At 64.2% G+C, this 16,732-nt stretch carries 15 protein-coding genes; 2 read left to right on the top strand and 13 right to left on the bottom strand.

What is annotated here, in order from left to right:
* Positions 1-180 precede the first annotated feature (180 nt).
* A complete protein-coding gene (locus HU218_RS01140; RefSeq protein WP_174873074.1) occupies positions 181-1,821 on the bottom strand; it encodes an acyl-CoA synthetase in 1,641 nt (546 codons plus the stop codon).
* 201 nt (positions 1,822-2,022) lie between these two features.
* Between HU218_RS01140 and HU218_RS01135 the strand changes: the two genes are divergently transcribed.
* Positions 2,023-4,086 (top strand): PAS-domain containing protein, encoded by a 2,064-nt coding sequence (locus tag HU218_RS01135; protein WP_174873073.1) that lies wholly within the window; start codon positions 2,023-2,025, stop codon positions 4,084-4,086.
* Positions 4,087-4,109: 23 nt separating this feature from the next.
* Here the strand turns inward: HU218_RS01135 and HU218_RS01130 are convergent, their stop codons facing one another.
* The 4 genes from HU218_RS01130 to HU218_RS01115 form a co-directional block, all read right to left on the bottom strand.
* Positions 4,110-4,469 carry a group I truncated hemoglobin gene (locus HU218_RS01130; protein ID WP_174873072.1) on the bottom strand — a complete coding sequence of 120 codons (360 nt, stop codon included), beginning with the start codon at positions 4,467-4,469 and terminating at the stop codon, positions 4,110-4,112.
* Positions 4,470-4,686: 217 nt separating this feature from the next.
* Complete coding sequence (gene pyrI, locus HU218_RS01125) at positions 4,687-5,154, bottom strand: aspartate carbamoyltransferase regulatory subunit (RefSeq protein WP_174873071.1); 468 nt, start codon at positions 5,152-5,154, stop codon at positions 4,687-4,689.
* An 11-nt stretch (positions 5,155-5,165) separates the two neighbouring features.
* Entirely contained in the window at positions 5,166-6,086 is a 921-nt protein-coding gene (gene pyrB / locus HU218_RS01120; protein WP_174873070.1) for an aspartate carbamoyltransferase, read from the bottom strand.
* A 304-nt stretch (positions 6,087-6,390) separates the two neighbouring features.
* Complete coding sequence (locus tag HU218_RS01115) at positions 6,391-8,469, bottom strand: methyl-accepting chemotaxis protein (protein WP_174873069.1); 2,079 nt, start codon at positions 8,467-8,469, stop codon at positions 6,391-6,393.
* A 324-nt stretch (positions 8,470-8,793) separates the two neighbouring features.
* Here HU218_RS01115 and HU218_RS01110 point away from each other — a divergent pair, with 324 nt between their 5' ends.
* Complete coding sequence (locus tag HU218_RS01110; RefSeq protein WP_174873068.1) at positions 8,794-10,008, top strand: HD-GYP domain-containing protein; 1,215 nt, start codon at positions 8,794-8,796, stop codon at positions 10,006-10,008.
* A gap of 73 nt (positions 10,009-10,081) precedes the next feature.
* On the opposite strand, the gene HU218_RS01105 is transcribed toward HU218_RS01110, so the two are convergent.
* The 8 genes from HU218_RS01105 to HU218_RS01070 all read right to left on the bottom strand — a co-directional run bounded on the left by HU218_RS01105 (position 10,082) and on the right by HU218_RS01070 (position 16,620).
* Positions 10,082-11,020: a GGDEF domain-containing protein gene (locus HU218_RS01105; protein ID WP_174873067.1), complete on the bottom strand. Its 939-nt coding sequence runs from the start codon at positions 11,018-11,020 to the stop codon at positions 10,082-10,084.
* Between the two features lie 199 nt (positions 11,021-11,219).
* The gene (locus tag HU218_RS01100) at positions 11,220-11,552 is read right to left on the bottom strand and encodes a nucleotide pyrophosphohydrolase (RefSeq protein ID WP_174873066.1); all 333 of its coding nucleotides are present in this window, start codon (positions 11,550-11,552) and stop codon (positions 11,220-11,222) included.
* An 85-nt stretch (positions 11,553-11,637) separates the two neighbouring features.
* A complete protein-coding gene (gstA, locus tag HU218_RS01095; protein WP_174873065.1) occupies positions 11,638-12,246 on the bottom strand; it encodes a glutathione transferase GstA in 609 nt (202 codons plus the stop codon).
* Positions 12,247-12,383: 137 nt separating this feature from the next.
* Complete coding sequence (locus HU218_RS01090; RefSeq protein ID WP_174873064.1) at positions 12,384-12,668, bottom strand: VF530 family protein; 285 nt, start codon at positions 12,666-12,668, stop codon at positions 12,384-12,386.
* Complete coding sequence (locus HU218_RS01085) at positions 12,661-13,065, bottom strand: YkgJ family cysteine cluster protein (protein ID WP_246210687.1); 405 nt, start codon at positions 13,063-13,065, stop codon at positions 12,661-12,663. The genes HU218_RS01090 and HU218_RS01085 overlap by 8 nt, the downstream gene beginning before the upstream one ends.
* Before the next feature lie 95 nt (positions 13,066-13,160).
* Positions 13,161-13,625, bottom strand: coding sequence for a DUF3291 domain-containing protein (locus HU218_RS01080; RefSeq protein ID WP_174873062.1), 465 nt, complete (start codon positions 13,623-13,625; stop codon positions 13,161-13,163).
* A 106-nt stretch (positions 13,626-13,731) separates the two neighbouring features.
* Complete coding sequence (locus tag HU218_RS01075) at positions 13,732-14,100, bottom strand: VOC family protein (protein WP_174873061.1); 369 nt, start codon at positions 14,098-14,100, stop codon at positions 13,732-13,734.
* 141 nt (positions 14,101-14,241) lie between these two features.
* Positions 14,242-16,620 carry a DUF3141 domain-containing protein gene (locus HU218_RS01070; protein ID WP_174873060.1) on the bottom strand — a complete coding sequence of 793 codons (2,379 nt, stop codon included), beginning with the start codon at positions 16,618-16,620 and terminating at the stop codon, positions 14,242-14,244.
* Positions 16,621-16,732: the final 112 nt, after the last annotated feature.

Raw genomic sequence — 16,732 nt, 5'->3', positions numbered from 1 at the left:
TTTATGGCGTGCGGCCAATGTTGGCCGCAAAAAAAACGCCCCGCCGAAGCGGGGCAGAGCGGGGAATGATGTGACAGCCGGGCCGGCGTCACAGATCGCTGCTCCGCCGCTACCGGGTCATCGCCAACACCCCTGTTGAGATGCGACGACTCCGGCGGCAACGGAACAAACTCGGGGTGGCTACTCGATGGCAGCCGCGGCGTTGGTCTGCTGGCGCAGCAGGAATTTCTGGATTTTGCCGGTGGAGGTCTTGGGAATCGGCCCGAAGATGATGCGCTTCGGCACCTTGAAGCGCGCCAGGTGGGCGCGGCAGTGCTCGATCACCGCAGCTTCGTCACCGGCAATGCCGTCTTTCAGTTCCAGGAAGGCGCACGGCACCTCGCCCCATTTCGGGTCCGGTAGTGCCACCACCGCGGCGGTAATCACGCCGGGGAAGCGGCACAGCACGTCTTCCACTTCCAGCGACGAGATGTTCTCGCCACCGGAGATGATGATGTCCTTGCTGCGGTCCTTGATCTTCACGTAGCCGTCGGGCTGGATCACTGCCAGGTCGCCGGTGTGGAACCAGCCGCCGGCCAGCGACTCCTGCGTTGCCGTCGGATTCTTCAGGTAACCCTTCATCACCAGATTGCCGCGGAACATGATTTCGCCCATGGTCTCGCCGTCGTGCGGTACCTCGGTCATGGAGGCCGGGTCCATCACCGTCATGCCCTGCTGCATGGTGTAGCGCACGCCCTGGCGGCCGTTGCGCTCGGTGCGGCCGCCAATGTCCATGTCGGCCCATTCGTCCTGCTTGGCGCATACCGCCGCCGGGCCATAGGTTTCGGTCAGGCCGTAGACGTGGGTGATGTTGAAGCCCAGTTTCTCCATGCCCTCGATCACCGCCGACGGTGGCGCCGCACCGGCCACCAGGCAGTTCACCTGATGTTCGATGCCCTGTTTGCAGTCGTCCGGCGCGTTGATCAGCATGTTGTGCACGATGGGTGCGCCGCAGTAGTGACTCACCTTGTGTTGCTTGATGAGGTCGAAGATCAATCGCGGGTCGACGCGGCGCAGGCAGACATTGCTGCCGACGTTGGCCGCCATGGTCCACGGGAAGCACCAGCCGTTGCAGTGGAACATCGGCAGCGTCCACAGGTAAGTGGCATGGCGCGGCATACCCCATTCCAGAATGTTGCACACCGCGTTCAGATAGGCGCCGCGGTGGTGGTAGACCACGCCCTTGGGGTTGCCGGTGGTGCCGGAGGTGTAGTTCAGCGCAATGGCGTCCCATTCGTCGGCCGGCAGCTGCCAGTCGTAGTCTTCGTCGCCGCCGGCGATAAAGGCTTCGTATTCGGTACTGCCCAGCAATTCGCCGGGGCCGGCGTATTCCGGGTCGTCCACGTCGATTACCAGCGGCGGGTTGTCCAGCAGCGCCAGCGCCGGGGCGATGGTGAAGGAGAACTCGCGGTCGGTGATCAGCCCCTTGGCCTCGCCGTGGCGCAGCATGAAGGCGACCGCCTCCGGGTCCAGCCGGGTGTTGAGGGTGTTGAGCACCGCGCCGCACATCGGCACGCCAAAATGGCAGTCGAACATCGCCGGGATGTTGGGCAGCATCACCGCCACGGTGTCGCCGCGGGCGATGCCGGCCTTGGAGAGCGCCGATGCCAGCCGGCGGCTGCGGGCGTAGGCTTCGGCCCAGCTGTAGCGGATGGCACCGTGAATCACCGCCGGCCGGTTCGGATAGACGTTGGCCGCACGCTCGATGAAGGTCAGTGGCGACAGGGCCACGAAGTTGGCCGCGGTTTGCGGCAGGTCTTGCTGGTATGCCTGCAGTGACATGCTCTGCTTCTCCTCTGTGTTGTCGCCGTGCCTTGCTGGCCGGTCGCTGCTGTCGTGCTCTCTGTTATGTCATCGATGATTGCCGGCCAACCTTGCACAACTATGTGGCAAATGTAACGAATGATTGCAATGCACCTTGCCGGGGCAGGCTTGCCCTAGAATCGGACTTTTCCGTGCTGTCATCCGGAGGTCATGGCTGTCATGTCCGAAGCGTTTGTTGCCGCAACCGATCCCTCGCCACGGGCGATGCTGCTGTATGGTCTTGACCTGCTGGACCAGGGGGTGACGGTATTCGATGCCGAGCTCAAGCTGGTGGCCTGCAATCTGCGCTTCCTGCAGCTGCTGGATTTTCCTGAGGCGCTGGGGCAGGTCGGCACCCCGTTCGAGGCCTTTATCCGTTATAACGCCGAGCGCGGCGAATATGGCCCCGGTGATGCCGGCCAGCAGGTGGCAGAACGGGTGGCGCTGGCGCGCCGCTTCGAGCCGCACGATACCGAGCGCATCCGCCCGGATGGCTCGGTGCTGCGCGTGCGTGGCGAGCCGCTGCCGGGCGGCGGTTTCATTTCGCTGTACACCGACAAGACCGAGCAGCAGGCGTACGAGCAGCTTTTGCAGCAGCAGAAGCAAGACCTGGAGTGGCATGTGCGCGAGCGTACTGCCGAACTGGAGGCGGCCAACCGCCAGTTGCGCGAGGCGGTAGCGGCCAATGCGCAGATCACCGCCGCGCTCAGCCGCAGCGAGGAGCGGTTGCGGCTGATCACCGATACCATTCCGGCGCTGATCGCCTATTTCGACCGCGACCACATCTACCGCTATGCCAACCGAGGTTACGCCGACTGGTTCGGTCGCCGCAATGAGCACATCGTTGGCCGCCATATCGAGGCGGCGCTGGGCAGCAAGTTCTACGCCGCGGTGGTGGATTATGTGAACGAGGCGTTGTCCGGCAAGCAGGTCACCTACGAATACTCGATGGACAAGGATGACGGCAGCACCATCTTTGCGCGCAGCACGCTGGTGCCTGAAATCGCGCCAGATGGTCAGGTGCTGGGCTGCTTCGTGCTGTCGTTCGATATCACCGAACAGACCCAGACCCAGGCAGCCTTGGTGCAGGCGCAGAAAATGGAAGCGGTCGGGCAGCTGTCAGGTGGGCTGGCGCATGACTTCAACAATATGCTCACCGTGGTGATCGGCAACCTGGCCGAGCTGCGCTATCGCTGCCAGCAGCAAGATGAGGTGCTGGATTATCTGGACCCGGCGTTGCAGGCGGCCGAACGCGGCGTGGCGCTGGTGCGCCGGCTGCTGACCTTTGCCCGTCAGCAGCCGCTGGCGCCGCGCGCGGTGAACATCGCCAGCCTGCTGCAGGACATGCTGCAGCTGATCCGCCGCTCGCTGCCGGAGAATATCGCGCTGCATACCGCGCTGCCGGCCGAGCCTCTGCACGCGCTGGCCGATCCGCACCAACTGGAAAGCGCCATCCTCAACCTGGTACTGAATGCCCGCGACGCTTACATCCCACGCCCACCACCAAGTTCCACACACCGCATTCCGCCGGCCGCCCAAGTTGTGTATAAGAGACGGGTGCAGAAGCGTTTTACCGCCGATGCCGCCCACCAGCTGCGTACGCCGCTGACGCTGCTGAAAACCCAGGCCGAAGTGACGCTGCGCATGGACGATCCGGCCGAGCAGCGCGCCGGGTTGGCCGCACTGGTGCGCGCCACCGACCAGGTGATCCGCCTCGCCAACCAGTTGCTGGCGCTGTCGCGCGCCGAGCCGGGACCCAACCGCCACGACACCCGCGAGCTGGATCTGGCCGAGCTGGCGCGCGCGGTGACGCTGGATTTTGTCACCGTGGCGCTGGGCAAGGCGCTGGACCTCGGCTACGAGGGCGACGAGCACGCCATGCTGTGCGGCCAACCTTTGCTGCTGCGCGAGATGCTGTCCAATCTGGTGGACAACGCGGTGCGCTACACCCCGGCCGGTGGCGAGATCACCGTGTCCGCCTATGGCCGTGGCGACGAGGTGGAGCTGGTGGTCGCCGACAGCGGCCCGGGCATTGCCGCGGCAGAACGCACGCTGGTGTTCGAGCGCTTCTATCGCGGCCAGCAGGCCGGCGGCGATGGTTGCGGACTGGGGCTGGCCATCGTGCGCGAGATCGTGCGCGGCCACGGCGGGCAGATCCGGCTGGAAAACGGCAGTGCCGGTGGCCTGCGGGTGGTCATCACTCTGCCGCGCCACGCCGTGCCGGCGGCGGTCGCCGCGACCTGAGCGGCAGCGCCGGCTGCGGCCAACTACACGCGGATCACGTCGTTTTTCAGCGAATACAGGATCGCCACCACCTCGCCACGGCTGGCATCGTCCACGCCGTGTTTTTGCAGCGCGGCGACGATGTCGTCCATCACGGACAGGTATTCCTGCTCGCTGATATTCATGCCCTGGTGCGCGCTGCGCATGTCCTTGCCTTGGTAATTGTTGGGCCCGCCGCTGCCCATGCAGAAGAACTGGCAGGCCATTTCCTTGAGGTGGTCCAGATCCTTGACGTGCCGGAAGCGGGCGTTGACTTGCGGATTGGCCAGGTGGTTGGCGACGACATCGTCGACGATGCGACGGATGCCCTGCTCGGCACCGAGGCGTTCATACAGGCTAGACATGGTGGACTCCCGATCGGGGTGGGCGCCGCAGGCTGCGGCCATCGGGTCGTCGGGGTGCGGCTGGGACAGGCGCTGCCCGCGGGGGGCGGTGCCAGCTAGTCTTTACCTTAGTCCGCGCTGGCGGGGAGTCAATCGCCGGCTGGCAGCACGTTGCGTGCTAGCAGCAAAAACGCCACCGCACAGGCGGTGGCGTTGTCGGTGTGGCAAGGTTGGCCGCTTAGCGGTTGCCGACCACGATGTCCTTGCTGAATACCTTCTCGCAGTATTTGCACTTCATCTTGGTGTCGTGCTCGGTGACGCGCACGCGGAAGTGGCTCTTGACCGGCTCGACGTGCGACACGCAGTTGGAGTTGGCGCAGGAGAAGATGCCGGTGACTTCTTCCGGAATCGCCAGCTTCTGCTTGCGCACCACCTCGAAGTCCTCGATCACGCTGACAGTGCACTTCGGCGCCAGCAGCGCCAGCTCGTTGGCCTGCTCCTCGCTCAGCACCAGGTTTTCCACCTTGATCAGGTCCTTGGCGCCCATGTGGCCGCTGGACAGGTTGAGGCCGACGGTGACGCGCTCGCCGTACTCGGTGAGCTTGAACAGGTGCAGGATGCGCAGCCCCATGCCGGCCGGAATGTGGTCGATCACGGTGCCGTTTTTCAGGGCCTCGACATTGCGGGCGTAGACTTTTTCGCTCATGGCTTTTCCTTTCACACCGTTTCGTTCAGTACCAGCGACAGCAGTGCCTGCCGTGCGAACACGCCGTTCTTGGCCTGTTCGAAGTAGTAGGCGTGCGGGGTGCTGTCGACATCGGGGGTGATCTCGTCCACGCGCGGCAGCGGGTGCAGGATCTTCATGTTCGGGCGGGCATTGCGCAGCATGTCGGCGCGCAGCACGAACTGGCCCTGGATTTTCTTGTACTCGGCCTCGTCGAAGCGCTCGCGCTGCACGCGGGTCATGTACAGGATGTCGATGTGCGGAATCACTTCCTCGATGGTGGCGGCGATGGTGTAGCTGATGCCGCGCTCGTCCAGCTCTTCGCACAGGTAGTCCGGCATCGCCAGTGCTTCCGGGCCGACGAAGTAGAACTTGGCGCCGAACAGCGACAGCGCCTGCGCCAGCGAGTGCACGGTGCGGCCGTATTTCAGGTCGCCGACAAAGGCCACGGTGAGGTTATCCAGCCGGCCCTGGGTTTCGCGCAGGGTGAACAGGTCCAGCAGGGTCTGCGACGGGTGCTGGTTGGCACCGTCGCCACCGTTGATGATCGGTACGGCGGAGAACTCGCTGGCCACGCGCGCGGCGCCTTCCTTGGGATGGCGCATCACGATGGCATCGGTGTAGCTGCTGATGATGCGCACGGTGTCGGCCAGGGTTTCGCCCTTCTTGGTGGAGGTGCTGGCGGCGTCGGAGAAGCCGATCACATTGCCGCCCAGGCGCTGCACTGCGGTCTCGAACGACAGGCGGGTGCGGGTGGACGGTTCGAAGAAGCAGGTGGCGATCAGGCGGTCCTGCAGCAGGTCGGCACGCGGGCTGGCTTTCAGGCGCGCGGCGGGTTCCACTACCAGTTCCAGTTCTTCACGGCTGAAGTCCGGAATGGAAATGATGTGCTTGCGGTAAAGCGGATTGGCCATGGGATATCGCTCCGGCAATGATGAAACTTAAAAAAAAGCGCCTGAACGGGTCAGGCGCTTTTTTCACAAAAACGGCGAGTCCAGGCCACGCCGCGGCCGCGCTTGGCAATAGCAGCGACACGTACGGCTCGGGCGCACGGTGCTGGCTGGCAAGGGCTGGCGGGCATGGGGTATCTCGCGGACAAAACCGCGGGATTATACGAAATTCGCCCGCCGCGCGGTAGGGCCGCGCCGGCCGCTGCGGCCAACGTTGGCCGCAAAAAAAAACGCCACCTTGCGGTGGCGTGCGGTGCTGCCCGCTGGTTTACAGCCGGAAGTTGCCGACCAGCCGCTCCAGGTTGGCCGACAGTTCGCGCAGCTGTTCCACCTCGCTGCGCACTTCACTGGCGATGTGGCTGTTGTTTTGCGCCATGCTGCTGATGCGCTCCACGTTCTGCGCGATCTCCGAGGCGGCGCTGGACTGTTCGCGGGTCGAGGCGGCAATGTCGCCGATGCCCAGCACCAGCTCGTTGCTCTTGTCGCGCACCTGCTGCATCGCCTGGTTGGCTTCCTCGGCAATGCCGACGCTGACTGCCACCAGCTCGCTGGATTTCTTCACGTTGCTGACCGCTTCGCCGGTCTCGCTGCTGATGGCATTGACGATGCGGCTGATCTCGATGGTCGCCTCGGCGGTGCGGCTGGCCAGGTGGCGCACCTCGTCGGCTACCACCGCGAAACCGCGGCCCATCTCGCCGGCGCGTGCCGCCTCGATGGCGGCGTTCAGCGCCAGCAGGTTGGTCTGGTCGGCAATGTCCTTGATCACGTTGACGATGGTGGTGACCTCGTTGGAGCGTTTACCCAGCGCCTCCATGCGCGTGGCCAGCGCCTGCATGGTGCTGGTCATGCGGGCGATCTCGGCGGTGACTTTTTCCACCGTCGCCACGCTCTGCTCGGTGAGCGTACCGGTGGTGCGTGCCGCCGTTTCGGCATCCTGCGCGGTATTGGCGATGTGGTGCACGCTGACGGTGACCTGTTCCACGCCGGCGGCGGTGGCGCTGGCGGCATCCGATTGCTGCGTCGAGGCCTGCTCTACCTGCACGGCCGATTCGGCCAGCTGCCCGGCGGTGCGGCTGACCGCCAGGCTTTGTTCGCGCACCTCCACGAACATGTCGCGCAGGCTGTCGATGAACTGGTTGAAGGCGGCAGCGGTATGGCCGATCTCGTCGCGGTTGGCCACCTTGATGCGCACGGTCAGGTCACCCTTGCCGGAGGCCAGCTGTTCCATGGTGTCGGCCAGGGTGTTCAGCGGCCGCGTCAGGGTGCGCACCACGGTGGTGAGCACCAGCAGGATGACGACCAGAGCCACTACGCCGATCAGGATCGCCATATTGCGCTGGCTGGCGGCGTCGCTGGTGATGGCGGCGGTGGGGATGGAGACGCCGGCCGACCAGAACTGGCCGGTATCACCGACCTTGATCGGGTAGAAGAAATGGGTGAAGCCGCCGTCCTCGTAGCTGAAGCTTTCGCCCTTCTTGATCTTGTCGAGGTTGGCCGCCAGCGGGTCTTCCTTGGCGATCGGCTTGCCGACCTGGGCGACATCCGGGTTCACCACGTACAGACCGCCTTCGGACACCATGCGCACGTAGCCGGTGTCGTACAGCTTCACGCTGCCGTAGTGTTTTTGCAGCGTATCCAGTGCCAGGTCGGTTGCGGCCAGGCCGATGAATTTGCCGCTGGCATCCTTGATGGCGACCGCCAGCGAGCTTTCCAGTACCTGCTTGCCCTGCACTTCGTACGGGAAGGGTTCGGTGATGGTGTCGCGGTTGCGGCTCTTGGGCACATAGTAGAAATCACCCCAGCCGCTTTTCTCGTAGTCCGGCACGTATTCGGTGAGCTTGTCTTTCCACTCCGGGAATTTTTCCACGCGGTCGGAAGACATCATCACGTCCTGCTGCGCCTTGCCGTCGCTGCCGCGGGTCATGTACGGGGTGTAGCGCCCGGTCGGATCATGATGCGGCCAGTCGAGGCGGAAGTCGTTGTCCTTGCCGTCCAGTGCGTTCGGCTCGTAGATCATCCACAGGCCGATGGCCTGTTTCTCGGCGTCCAGGATGCTGAGTAGGGTGTTGTTGACCACCTTGCGATCCACTGTGCCGGCACGCTGCATGCCGGCCACGCTTTCCGCCAGCAATCGCGGAATGGCAAAGCCGCGGTCCAGGTCACCGGTGACCGAGTCGGCAAAGCGCCCCGCCTGCTCCGATGCCAGCTTGTAGCCCTGCGCCTCGGCGGAGCGATAGCTTTGCCAGGCAATCAGCGAAATCATGCTGGCAAAACCGATAGCGATGGCGATACCAGCCACCAGAATGATGCGGTTACTGAGGTGTCCCCACCTTGCGGTTTGTGCCATGACTGGCTCCCTGTTGTGATCGTTAGCCCGCTTTCAATTTAGGCGCAGCATCGTAGTTTTACGTAGTACTGCCAATGACCTTACTGCGCTGTCGAGCTTCCGGATAGTCGCAGGCAGGCAATTCAGCTATGTGGCAGCTAGGGTTGCATCGGAAACACCACACTCATTCGTATAATGACATCGTCTTTGATGGCCGCTACCGTTGGCCGGCGGGATTGCGGGTCGTCAACATTTTGTACACTTTGCGGACGCTCATCTTGCAGCGGCGTATCATGCGCTTTGTGCAACGGTTTTAGCTGTGTTTTGGCGTTAAGTGGCAACTTCATGATCAAATGTATTGATGTCAGTGACCTCAAGGTCGGGATGTTTATTGAAGACCTGAACTGCGACTGGTCATCACACCCTTTTTTCCGCAAGAGCTTCCTGCTCAAAAGCGAACAGGAAATCGAAAAAATCGTCGCGGCCGGTATCCATGAGATTTACATCGATACCAGCAAGGGCCTGGACGTAAAGCACGCCCGCACCGAGGAAGAAGTGCGGGTCAAGCTCGAGCAGGAAATGATCGAAGTCGTCAGTATGGAACCCGCCATCGATCTGCGGGTGTCCATTGCCGACGAAATGGCTCGTGCCGCACGCATCAAGAACCAGGCCCACGAGCTGGTGAAAACCGTGATGCAAGATGTGCGCCTGGGCAAGGCGGTGGAGCTGGAAAAAGTGGATCCGATGATCGAGGCGATCACCGAATCGGTGCTGCGCAATGGCGGCGCACTGCTGACCCTGCTGCGCATCAAGCACAAGGACGACTACACCTTCCTGCATTCGGTCAGCGTGGGCACGTTGATGATCGCCTTCTGCCGGTCGGTGGGGCTGGACCGCGACACCATCCACCTGGCCGGCATGGGCGGTCTGCTGCACGACACCGGCAAGGCGCTGGTGCCGGACGAGGTGCTGAACAAGCCGGGACGGCTGAGCGAGGAAGAATTCGACATTATCAAGCGTCACCCGCGCGATGGTTTCGACATCCTGTGCCGCACCGAGGGCATCGGCGAGATCCCGCTCGACATCACCCTGCACCACCACGAGCGCATCGACGGCAGCGGTTATCCGCATAACCTCAAGGGCGACACCATCAGCACGCTGGCCAAGATGGCGGCGATTGTCGATGTCTACGATGCCATTACCGCCGACCGCTGCTACCACAAGGGCATGTCGGCCACCGACGCGCTACGCAAGATCTACGAGTGGTCGAAGTACCACTTCGACCCCAAGCTGGTGCAGGCCTTCATGCGCTGTGTCGGCATCTACCCGGTCGGTACGCTGGTGCGGCTGGAGTCCGGCAAGCTGGGGGTGGTGGTGGAGCAGAACGAGGGCAGCCTGTTGCAGCCCAAGATCAAGACCTTCTTCAGCACCAAGAGCGGCGTGTACCTGACGCCGGAGATTGTCGATCTGTCCAAACCGTTGGGTTTTGGCGGCGGTGACAAGATCGTCAGCCACGAGAACCCGGAGAAGTGGCAGATCAACCCGTTGCGTTTCATGTGAAACCGCGGCGCGACAGCAAAAACCAAGCGGCCAACCCGTAACAGGTTGGCCGCTTGGTTTTTGCGCTTCGGTGTTACAGCCGGATCAGCTCGCGGTCGTTGCCGCCGCGCCGTTTGGCGCTGTGCATGGTGCTGACGGCTTGCGGCAGCAGCGCTGGCGGCATGCCGCTGCCGGTACCGAACATCACGATGCCGACTGAAATGCCAAGCTGGTTCGGGAGCGGCAGGCCGTCCAGCGGCGGGCACAGCGCCGCGATCACCTTGCCGGCCACCGCGCGCGCGCCGCTGTCGTTGCTGTTCTCCAGCAGGATGGCGAATTCGTCGCCGCCGGCATGCAGCAGCAGGTCACTGATGCGCACCGCGCTGCGCAAGCGTTGCGCCACCAGCGCCAGCACGCGGTCGCCGACCACATGGCCGTGGGCATCGTTGATGGCGCGGAAACCATCCAGATTGGCATACAGCAGTGCGTAATGGCGCGAGACGCGATCCTTGGCCAGCGTTTCCAGCTTCAGTTCCAGGTAGCGGCGGTTGGGCAGATTGGTCAGCGGGTCGCGGTGGGCCAGCTCGGTCAGCTGCCCCTGCAGCAATTGCAGCCGCTGCTCTTCCTGCTTGCGCGCGGTGACATCGTGGTGGGTTTCCAGCAGCCCTTCCAGCTGGCCATCCTCGCCGAACAGCGGTGCCACGGTGATCTCGACAAAGCGGCCGTTGTGCTGGATGTCACGGCGGAACGGCACGCGGCTGATGGTGCTGCCGCCGGCTTTGGCCTGCTGCAGCAGACAGGGTTGGCCGTCGTGGCAGGGCTGCTCGTTGCCGAGGGTGTAATGGTGGCAACTGACATCCGGCGCCGGGTTGCCGAGCTGCTGGCGCGCGGCGCTATTGGCGAAATCGACGCGGCCATCCGGACGGAACAGCATCACCGGTTGCGGCAACAGATCCAGAATCTGCTGCAGGCGGCGGCTGGCCGGGTTGCTGATTGCGCCGTCGTGAGTGAGGGAGTGTTCCGGATGCGTCATGGCTACCAGGAAAATGTTTGAAAATAAGATGTTAGCAGTTGCTTTAAAACCATGCTTCAAGCATTGCCAATGCCATTGGCTTTTGCGGTTGCGGCTGTTTGCTGATCGGATATTTCAATAAATAACGGCAGCAAATGGCGGCGTATCGGTTTGTTTGCGTCACCATCGCCCGCGCCGTGGCGGCGGCAGGGGCGCGTGTTCAGGCGGCCGGTGGCGGATATTTCTGCGCGTTCTTGGCCAGCTTGTCGCGGGCGGCGGCATCGAGATCGACACCGCAGACATCGGCCAGCCGCACCAGGTACATCAGCACGTCGGCCAGCTCTTCCTGCAGGTGGGTGAACTCGGCGGGGTTGGCCGCCATGCTGGCGGCCTCGGCATCGGTTTTCCACTGGAAAATCTCGGCCAGCTCGCCCACTTCGCCGGCCAGCGCCAGCATCAGGTTGCGCGGCGTGTGATACGGCTGCCAGTCGCGGACCGCGGCGAAATCGCGCTGGGCGGCGATCAGGCCGTCCACGTCTACCAGTTTGCTCATGGCGTGCTCCTGCAAGGTGAAACGGCGATGCTGCCAGAAAGCAAAACACCCCGCACGTGCGGGGTGTGTCGCGGCAGGCGGCTGCTTACAGCAGGCCTTCTTCCTGCATCGCGCGCATCACCGCCGGGCGCTCGCCGATGCGGCCAACGTAGGCCTGCAGCACCGGCCAGGCGTCCAGGCTGCGGTTCAGGTACTTGGTCCACGACAGGCAGGTGAACAGGTAGCCGTCGGCCACGCTGTAGCTGTCGCCCAGCAGGTAGTCCTGCTTGGCCAGCACTTGCGCCAGCATGTCGAAACGGGTGGTCAGTTGCTGCCAGGCCGCCTCTTTCACGGTGTCATCCTGGCTACGGAACAGCGGCGCAAAGCCCTTGTGTACCTCGGTGGACAGGAAGTTGAGCATTTCCTGCAGCCGGTAGCGCGCCATGGTGCCGTTGGCCGGCACCAGCTGACGTTCCGGCACCTGATCGGCGATGTATTGCAGCAGCGCCGGGCCTTCGGTGAGGAACTCGCCATTGTCCAGCTGCAGCGCCGGCACATAGCCTTTCGGGTTCAGCGCGCGGTAATCGGCACCGCTTTCGGTCAGGCGCGGCTCGGCGCGCAGGTTCACCTTCTCGAAGGTGTACGGCAGGCCGGATTCGGCCAGGGCGATATGCGGGGACAGCGAGCAGGCACCGGGGGAGTAATACAGTTTCATCGCGACTCCATGCTGAATGTCGGCGAAGAGCCGAGTCCGGCGTGATGGCCGCCGGGTCGGATCGTCAACGGTTGGGATGGCCTCCGGTTGGGAGGTTCCCGCTGCACATGGTGCCGGATTATGCGTTTTGCAAGAGGCTAGGAACGGCTTTTGCCGGCAAACAGCACGCGGGGTGCCGGGCCACGGGGAGTCGCCGCCGGCTTGGGGCTGACCATGCGCAGGTACAGCGCCTCCACCTGTTCGCGCGCCCACGGTGTCCGGCGCAGGAAGGTCAGGCTGGACTTGATGCTGGGGTCGCTGTTGAAGCAGCGGATTTTCACCAGCTGGCCCAGCTGCGGCCAACCATAGTGGCGCACCAGCTCGGTGAGCTGCGCCTCCAGCGTGATGCCGTGCAGCGGGTTGTTGGCCTGTTTGTCAGTCATGCGTGGCTACCTTGCGGCCATGCGCCGGATTGCGGCGATAGGCGCAATAGCCCGGGCGCGGGCCGATCTTGGGATGGTTGCGACAGGTGTTCGGCCGCTGTTCGTAGATGGTGCACAAGCGGGACTTGGCATCCAGGTACAGGCAGTCGCCATTGGAACGCTGCGCCAGGGTAAACACCCCGTGCTTGAAGTTGAAATGCTGGATGATGCGCTGTTTTTCCAGCCGTTTGGCGATGTTCTTGATCGGTTCATCCAGCTCGAACTCGTCGACCACGCCGATGCGCACCAGGTCCGGCAGCTTGACTTCCACCGGCATGGTGCAGCAGGAGGCCATGCAGTCGCTGCACAGCCCGTTCTTGTACTTGATCCAGGTATCGAGGCGGTCGATATCGGCCACGGCTATCCCTAACGCATTGAATTGGCAACAAATTCCGCCAAAAAAGCGGAAGCCGCGCATTCTACGGGCAGCCGCCAGCGGAAGCAAGCCGCGGCTCAGGCGGTACCGGCACCGGCCACCGGCGGCGGAAACGGCCGCGCGTAGCTGAATGCCCCGGCCGACGGGCCATCACGGCGCAGCTGCGCCAGTTTGTCGGCCGCTTCCTGCAGCGTCGGGATATGTCCGGCCGGCACCCACCACAGCACGCTGGCGGCCTCGGCCATGCGGCTGAACCACTCGCGGCGGCGGCGGAAGAAATCCACGTGCTCGCTGCGGTAGACGAAGTCGCCCAGTGCCTCGAGGCTGTACCACAGCGACATATTCACGATCACCTCGTCGCCGAACGGACGCAGCGCGGTGGCATCGCCGGCTTCGTCCTGCAGCCGCCAGACAAAGCCGGGCGCGCTCTCGCCCAGGCTGTTGATGCGCTGCAGGTTGGCGACGAAATCGGCCAGCTGCGGCGAATCCAGTGGTGCCAGCAGGGTGGCGATATTCAGTTGCGCGAGGTGATAGGCGGACATGGCGAGTTCCTGTGCGGGTGGCTGTCCGCCACAGGTGGAGATGACGTTGGCAAAATGCAAGCGGCCAACTTGTCGAGGTTGGCCGCAGCGAGACACTGCCAGCGGGCTATTGCATGGAATGCAGACCGAAGCTGTTGCCGTCCGGGTCCTGCCCCAGCGCGATGAAGCCGTATTCGCCGATGGCCATCTTGGCCTGCAACAGCTTGCCGCCGCCCGCTTCGATACGGCCCGCTTCTTCGGCGCAGTCGCCGCAGCTGAAATACACCATTACGCTATTGCCGCCGGAGGCGCGGCCCGCCATGTGCACCAGTGCGCCGGAGGCACCCTTGCCATCCGGCAGCATCGGGAAAGTCCACATCGCCATGCCGGGGAAGTTCAGCTGCTCCAGCGGCAGCTGCAGCACGGCCTGGTAGAAGCGCACCGCGCGCGGCATGTCCTGCACGTAGATTTCAAACCAGCCAACCGGGTTGTTCATGCTGCTGACTCCTGTCTGTCCGGCTGCGTGCCGGTAAGACTTCAGCATAGTGGCTGTTGGCAGTGTGGCGGTTGAAAAATACTGATGCTTCAACCGCTTGCGGCCAACCCGGCATGGGTTGGCCGCAAGTTGTGATGACGCTTATTCCGCGTCCGGCGCCGGCTTGCGGCGGCTGCGGGTCGTTGCCGGTTTGGCGGCGTTGCTGGATGCAGGCTTGGCTGCCGGTTTGCTGGCGGGCGGGGCGCGTCTGGCGGCGGGCTGGCGTGCCGGCTTGGGCGCTACGCTGTCGGCCGCAGGCGGGGTCGCCACCGCGGCGGGCGTGGTAGCCGGTTCTGCGCTAGTGGCTGCCTGCTGCACCTCGCCCGCTTGCGGGCTGGGGCCCGCCAGTTGCAGTGCCGCGGCGACGCGCGCCAGCCGTGCCTGTTTTTCCTCGCTGATCTGGCCGGCGATGCCCAGCAGATGCCAGGCCAGGTCCAGCGCGTGCTGGCGTTGCTGTGGTTCGATCAATAGGCTGCCCAGTGTGTCCAGCGCGCGCTCGGCATCGTTGCGCACCAGCCAGGTCTGGCGGCGGATGCTGTCTTTCAGCGCCGGCAGCGCCACGCCCTCGCCCAGCGGCGTTTCCGACATCAGGCGGCGAATGGCGTTGAACGGGCGTACATCCACCACGCCGGTGCCGATGGCGGTGTACACCAGCAGCCGCAGCAGGCCGTCGAACGGCGAGCCGGCGGTGTAGTGCTGTTCCAGCTCGGCGCGCTTCAGGCGCAGCATTTCCTCGCGCTCCCAACGGCCGGATTGCGCTTCGCGCTGCCAGCCGGCTGCCGGCGGCAGACCGACGGCGGCACGCAGCCACGGCGCGCCGTACAGCAGCTGGAAGGTCTGCTCGAAGCAGTGGTCGCGCCACTCGCCCCATTGCTCCAGCGCCTCGGCCACCAGCTTGCTGCCTTGTTGCTGCCATTGCCAGAACAGGTTGTCGGCGGCCACCGGGCGACGCTGGCTGCGCACCTGGGCGGCGGTGCGCGGCAGCCAGGCCAGCCACGGGTTGTAGCTGGACAGCCATAGCCGCTCCTGGCGTGCCGGATGCAGCACGCGCAGCGCTTCGGCCTGCGCCGGCTTGATCAGCGCGCGCAGCCACGGCGACACAAAGCTGTCGTACAGCTGCTGGTTGATTTCGGCGACGCGGCGCACCACCTCGAATGCCTGCTCGTCGTCGCGGCCATCGTCCAGCGCGGCGATGTCGGCAATCTCGCGCGGTTCGAAGCGCACCAGATAGCGGCCCTGCAGGTAGTCCAGCCCCGGCGTTTCCGGATGGGTATCGGTAATCACCGCCTCGTACAGTCCCGGCGGCAGCACGTCGATCAGGTCCAGCGCGCTGGCCAGCTCGCTGTGCTCGCGGTTGGCCACGCCGGCGGAGACGAAGATGCCCAGATGCCCTACCTGCTCGTGCAGGCAGTAGACGATGGTCTGCTCGTTGGCGCGGATCTCGTCGCTGCTGTGATACAGGTCCATCACCCAGTTCAGCGCCTGTTGCGGCGGGGTGATGTTGTCGCCCCAGCTGGCGAACACGATGATCGGGGAGCGGATATTGCGCAGGTCGACGCGGCTATTGCCCTGTTCCAGCTCGATGTCGCCGGCGGCCAGATGGTTGCCGACGAACAGGTTCTGCGTGATCCACTCCATCTCCTGTTTGCCGAGCATGAAATGGCCGCCCCACCAGCGTTCGAACTCCAGAAAACGCTCGCGCTCGCTGTCCACCTGCGCATACAGCCGGTACGGTTTTTTCCACAGCGTGTTGGCCGGGTCGAGGTTCTCGAAGTTGCTGACCAGGTGCGCGCCGTCGAACAGCCCGCCGCCCAGATCACCGGCCAGCGACGCGCCCCAGGTGCCGCCGGTCAGGCCGCCGCTATAGCGCAGCGGGTGCTTGCCCTGCACCCCGGACCAGTACGCCAGCGGCGAACCGGCCAGCAGGATGGGGCCAACCTTGTCCGGCGCGGTGGCGGCCAGCAGCGCCAGCGCCCAGCCGCCCTGGCAGTTGCCGATCACGAACGGTTTGCCGCTGTGGCCGTGGTGCAGGCTGTTGATGCGGTCCAGGAAGGCTTTTTCCGCCTGCAGCACGCACTCGATGGTCTGGCCGGGCTCCGGCTGCGGGAAGAACATTACGAAGTAGCACGGGTGGCCCTGACGCAAGGCGATGCCGATCTCGCTGTCCATCTTGAAGCCGCCGATGCCCGGGCCGTGGCCGGCGCGCGGGTCGATCACCACGAACGGGCGCTTGTCCGGATCGGTGGCCGGGCTGCCGGGCGGCGGCTGGATCGCCGCCAGCGCGTAGTTCACCGGCTGCGGCAGCTTGCGGCCATCCATGATGATGCTGTAGTCGAAGGCCAGCACCGGCGGTTTGCCGTCGGCGTGATGCTCCAGATAGACATCGCCGCGTTCGCGCAGCACGTCCAGCGTCAGGATGCTGCGTTGCCAGGCATCGGCGAGGTAGGCGTTGAGATCGTGGAACAGGGTGGCACTGGGCATGGCTGGCTCCGGAAACGGTTTTTACCAGCATAGCCATAACTTTGTTGCAGTGCAGCTAAGGCGTGCGGCGGAAATGTATCCGCGTGTCCTTGAGCCATGGCGGATCAGCGTT

Source organism: Vogesella oryzae, from assembly GCF_902829295.1.
GTDB lineage: Bacteria > Pseudomonadota > Gammaproteobacteria > Burkholderiales > Chromobacteriaceae > Vogesella > Vogesella oryzae.
The sequence above is the reverse complement of the archived record's forward strand: the minus strand, read 5'-3'. Positions and strand labels throughout refer to the sequence as shown.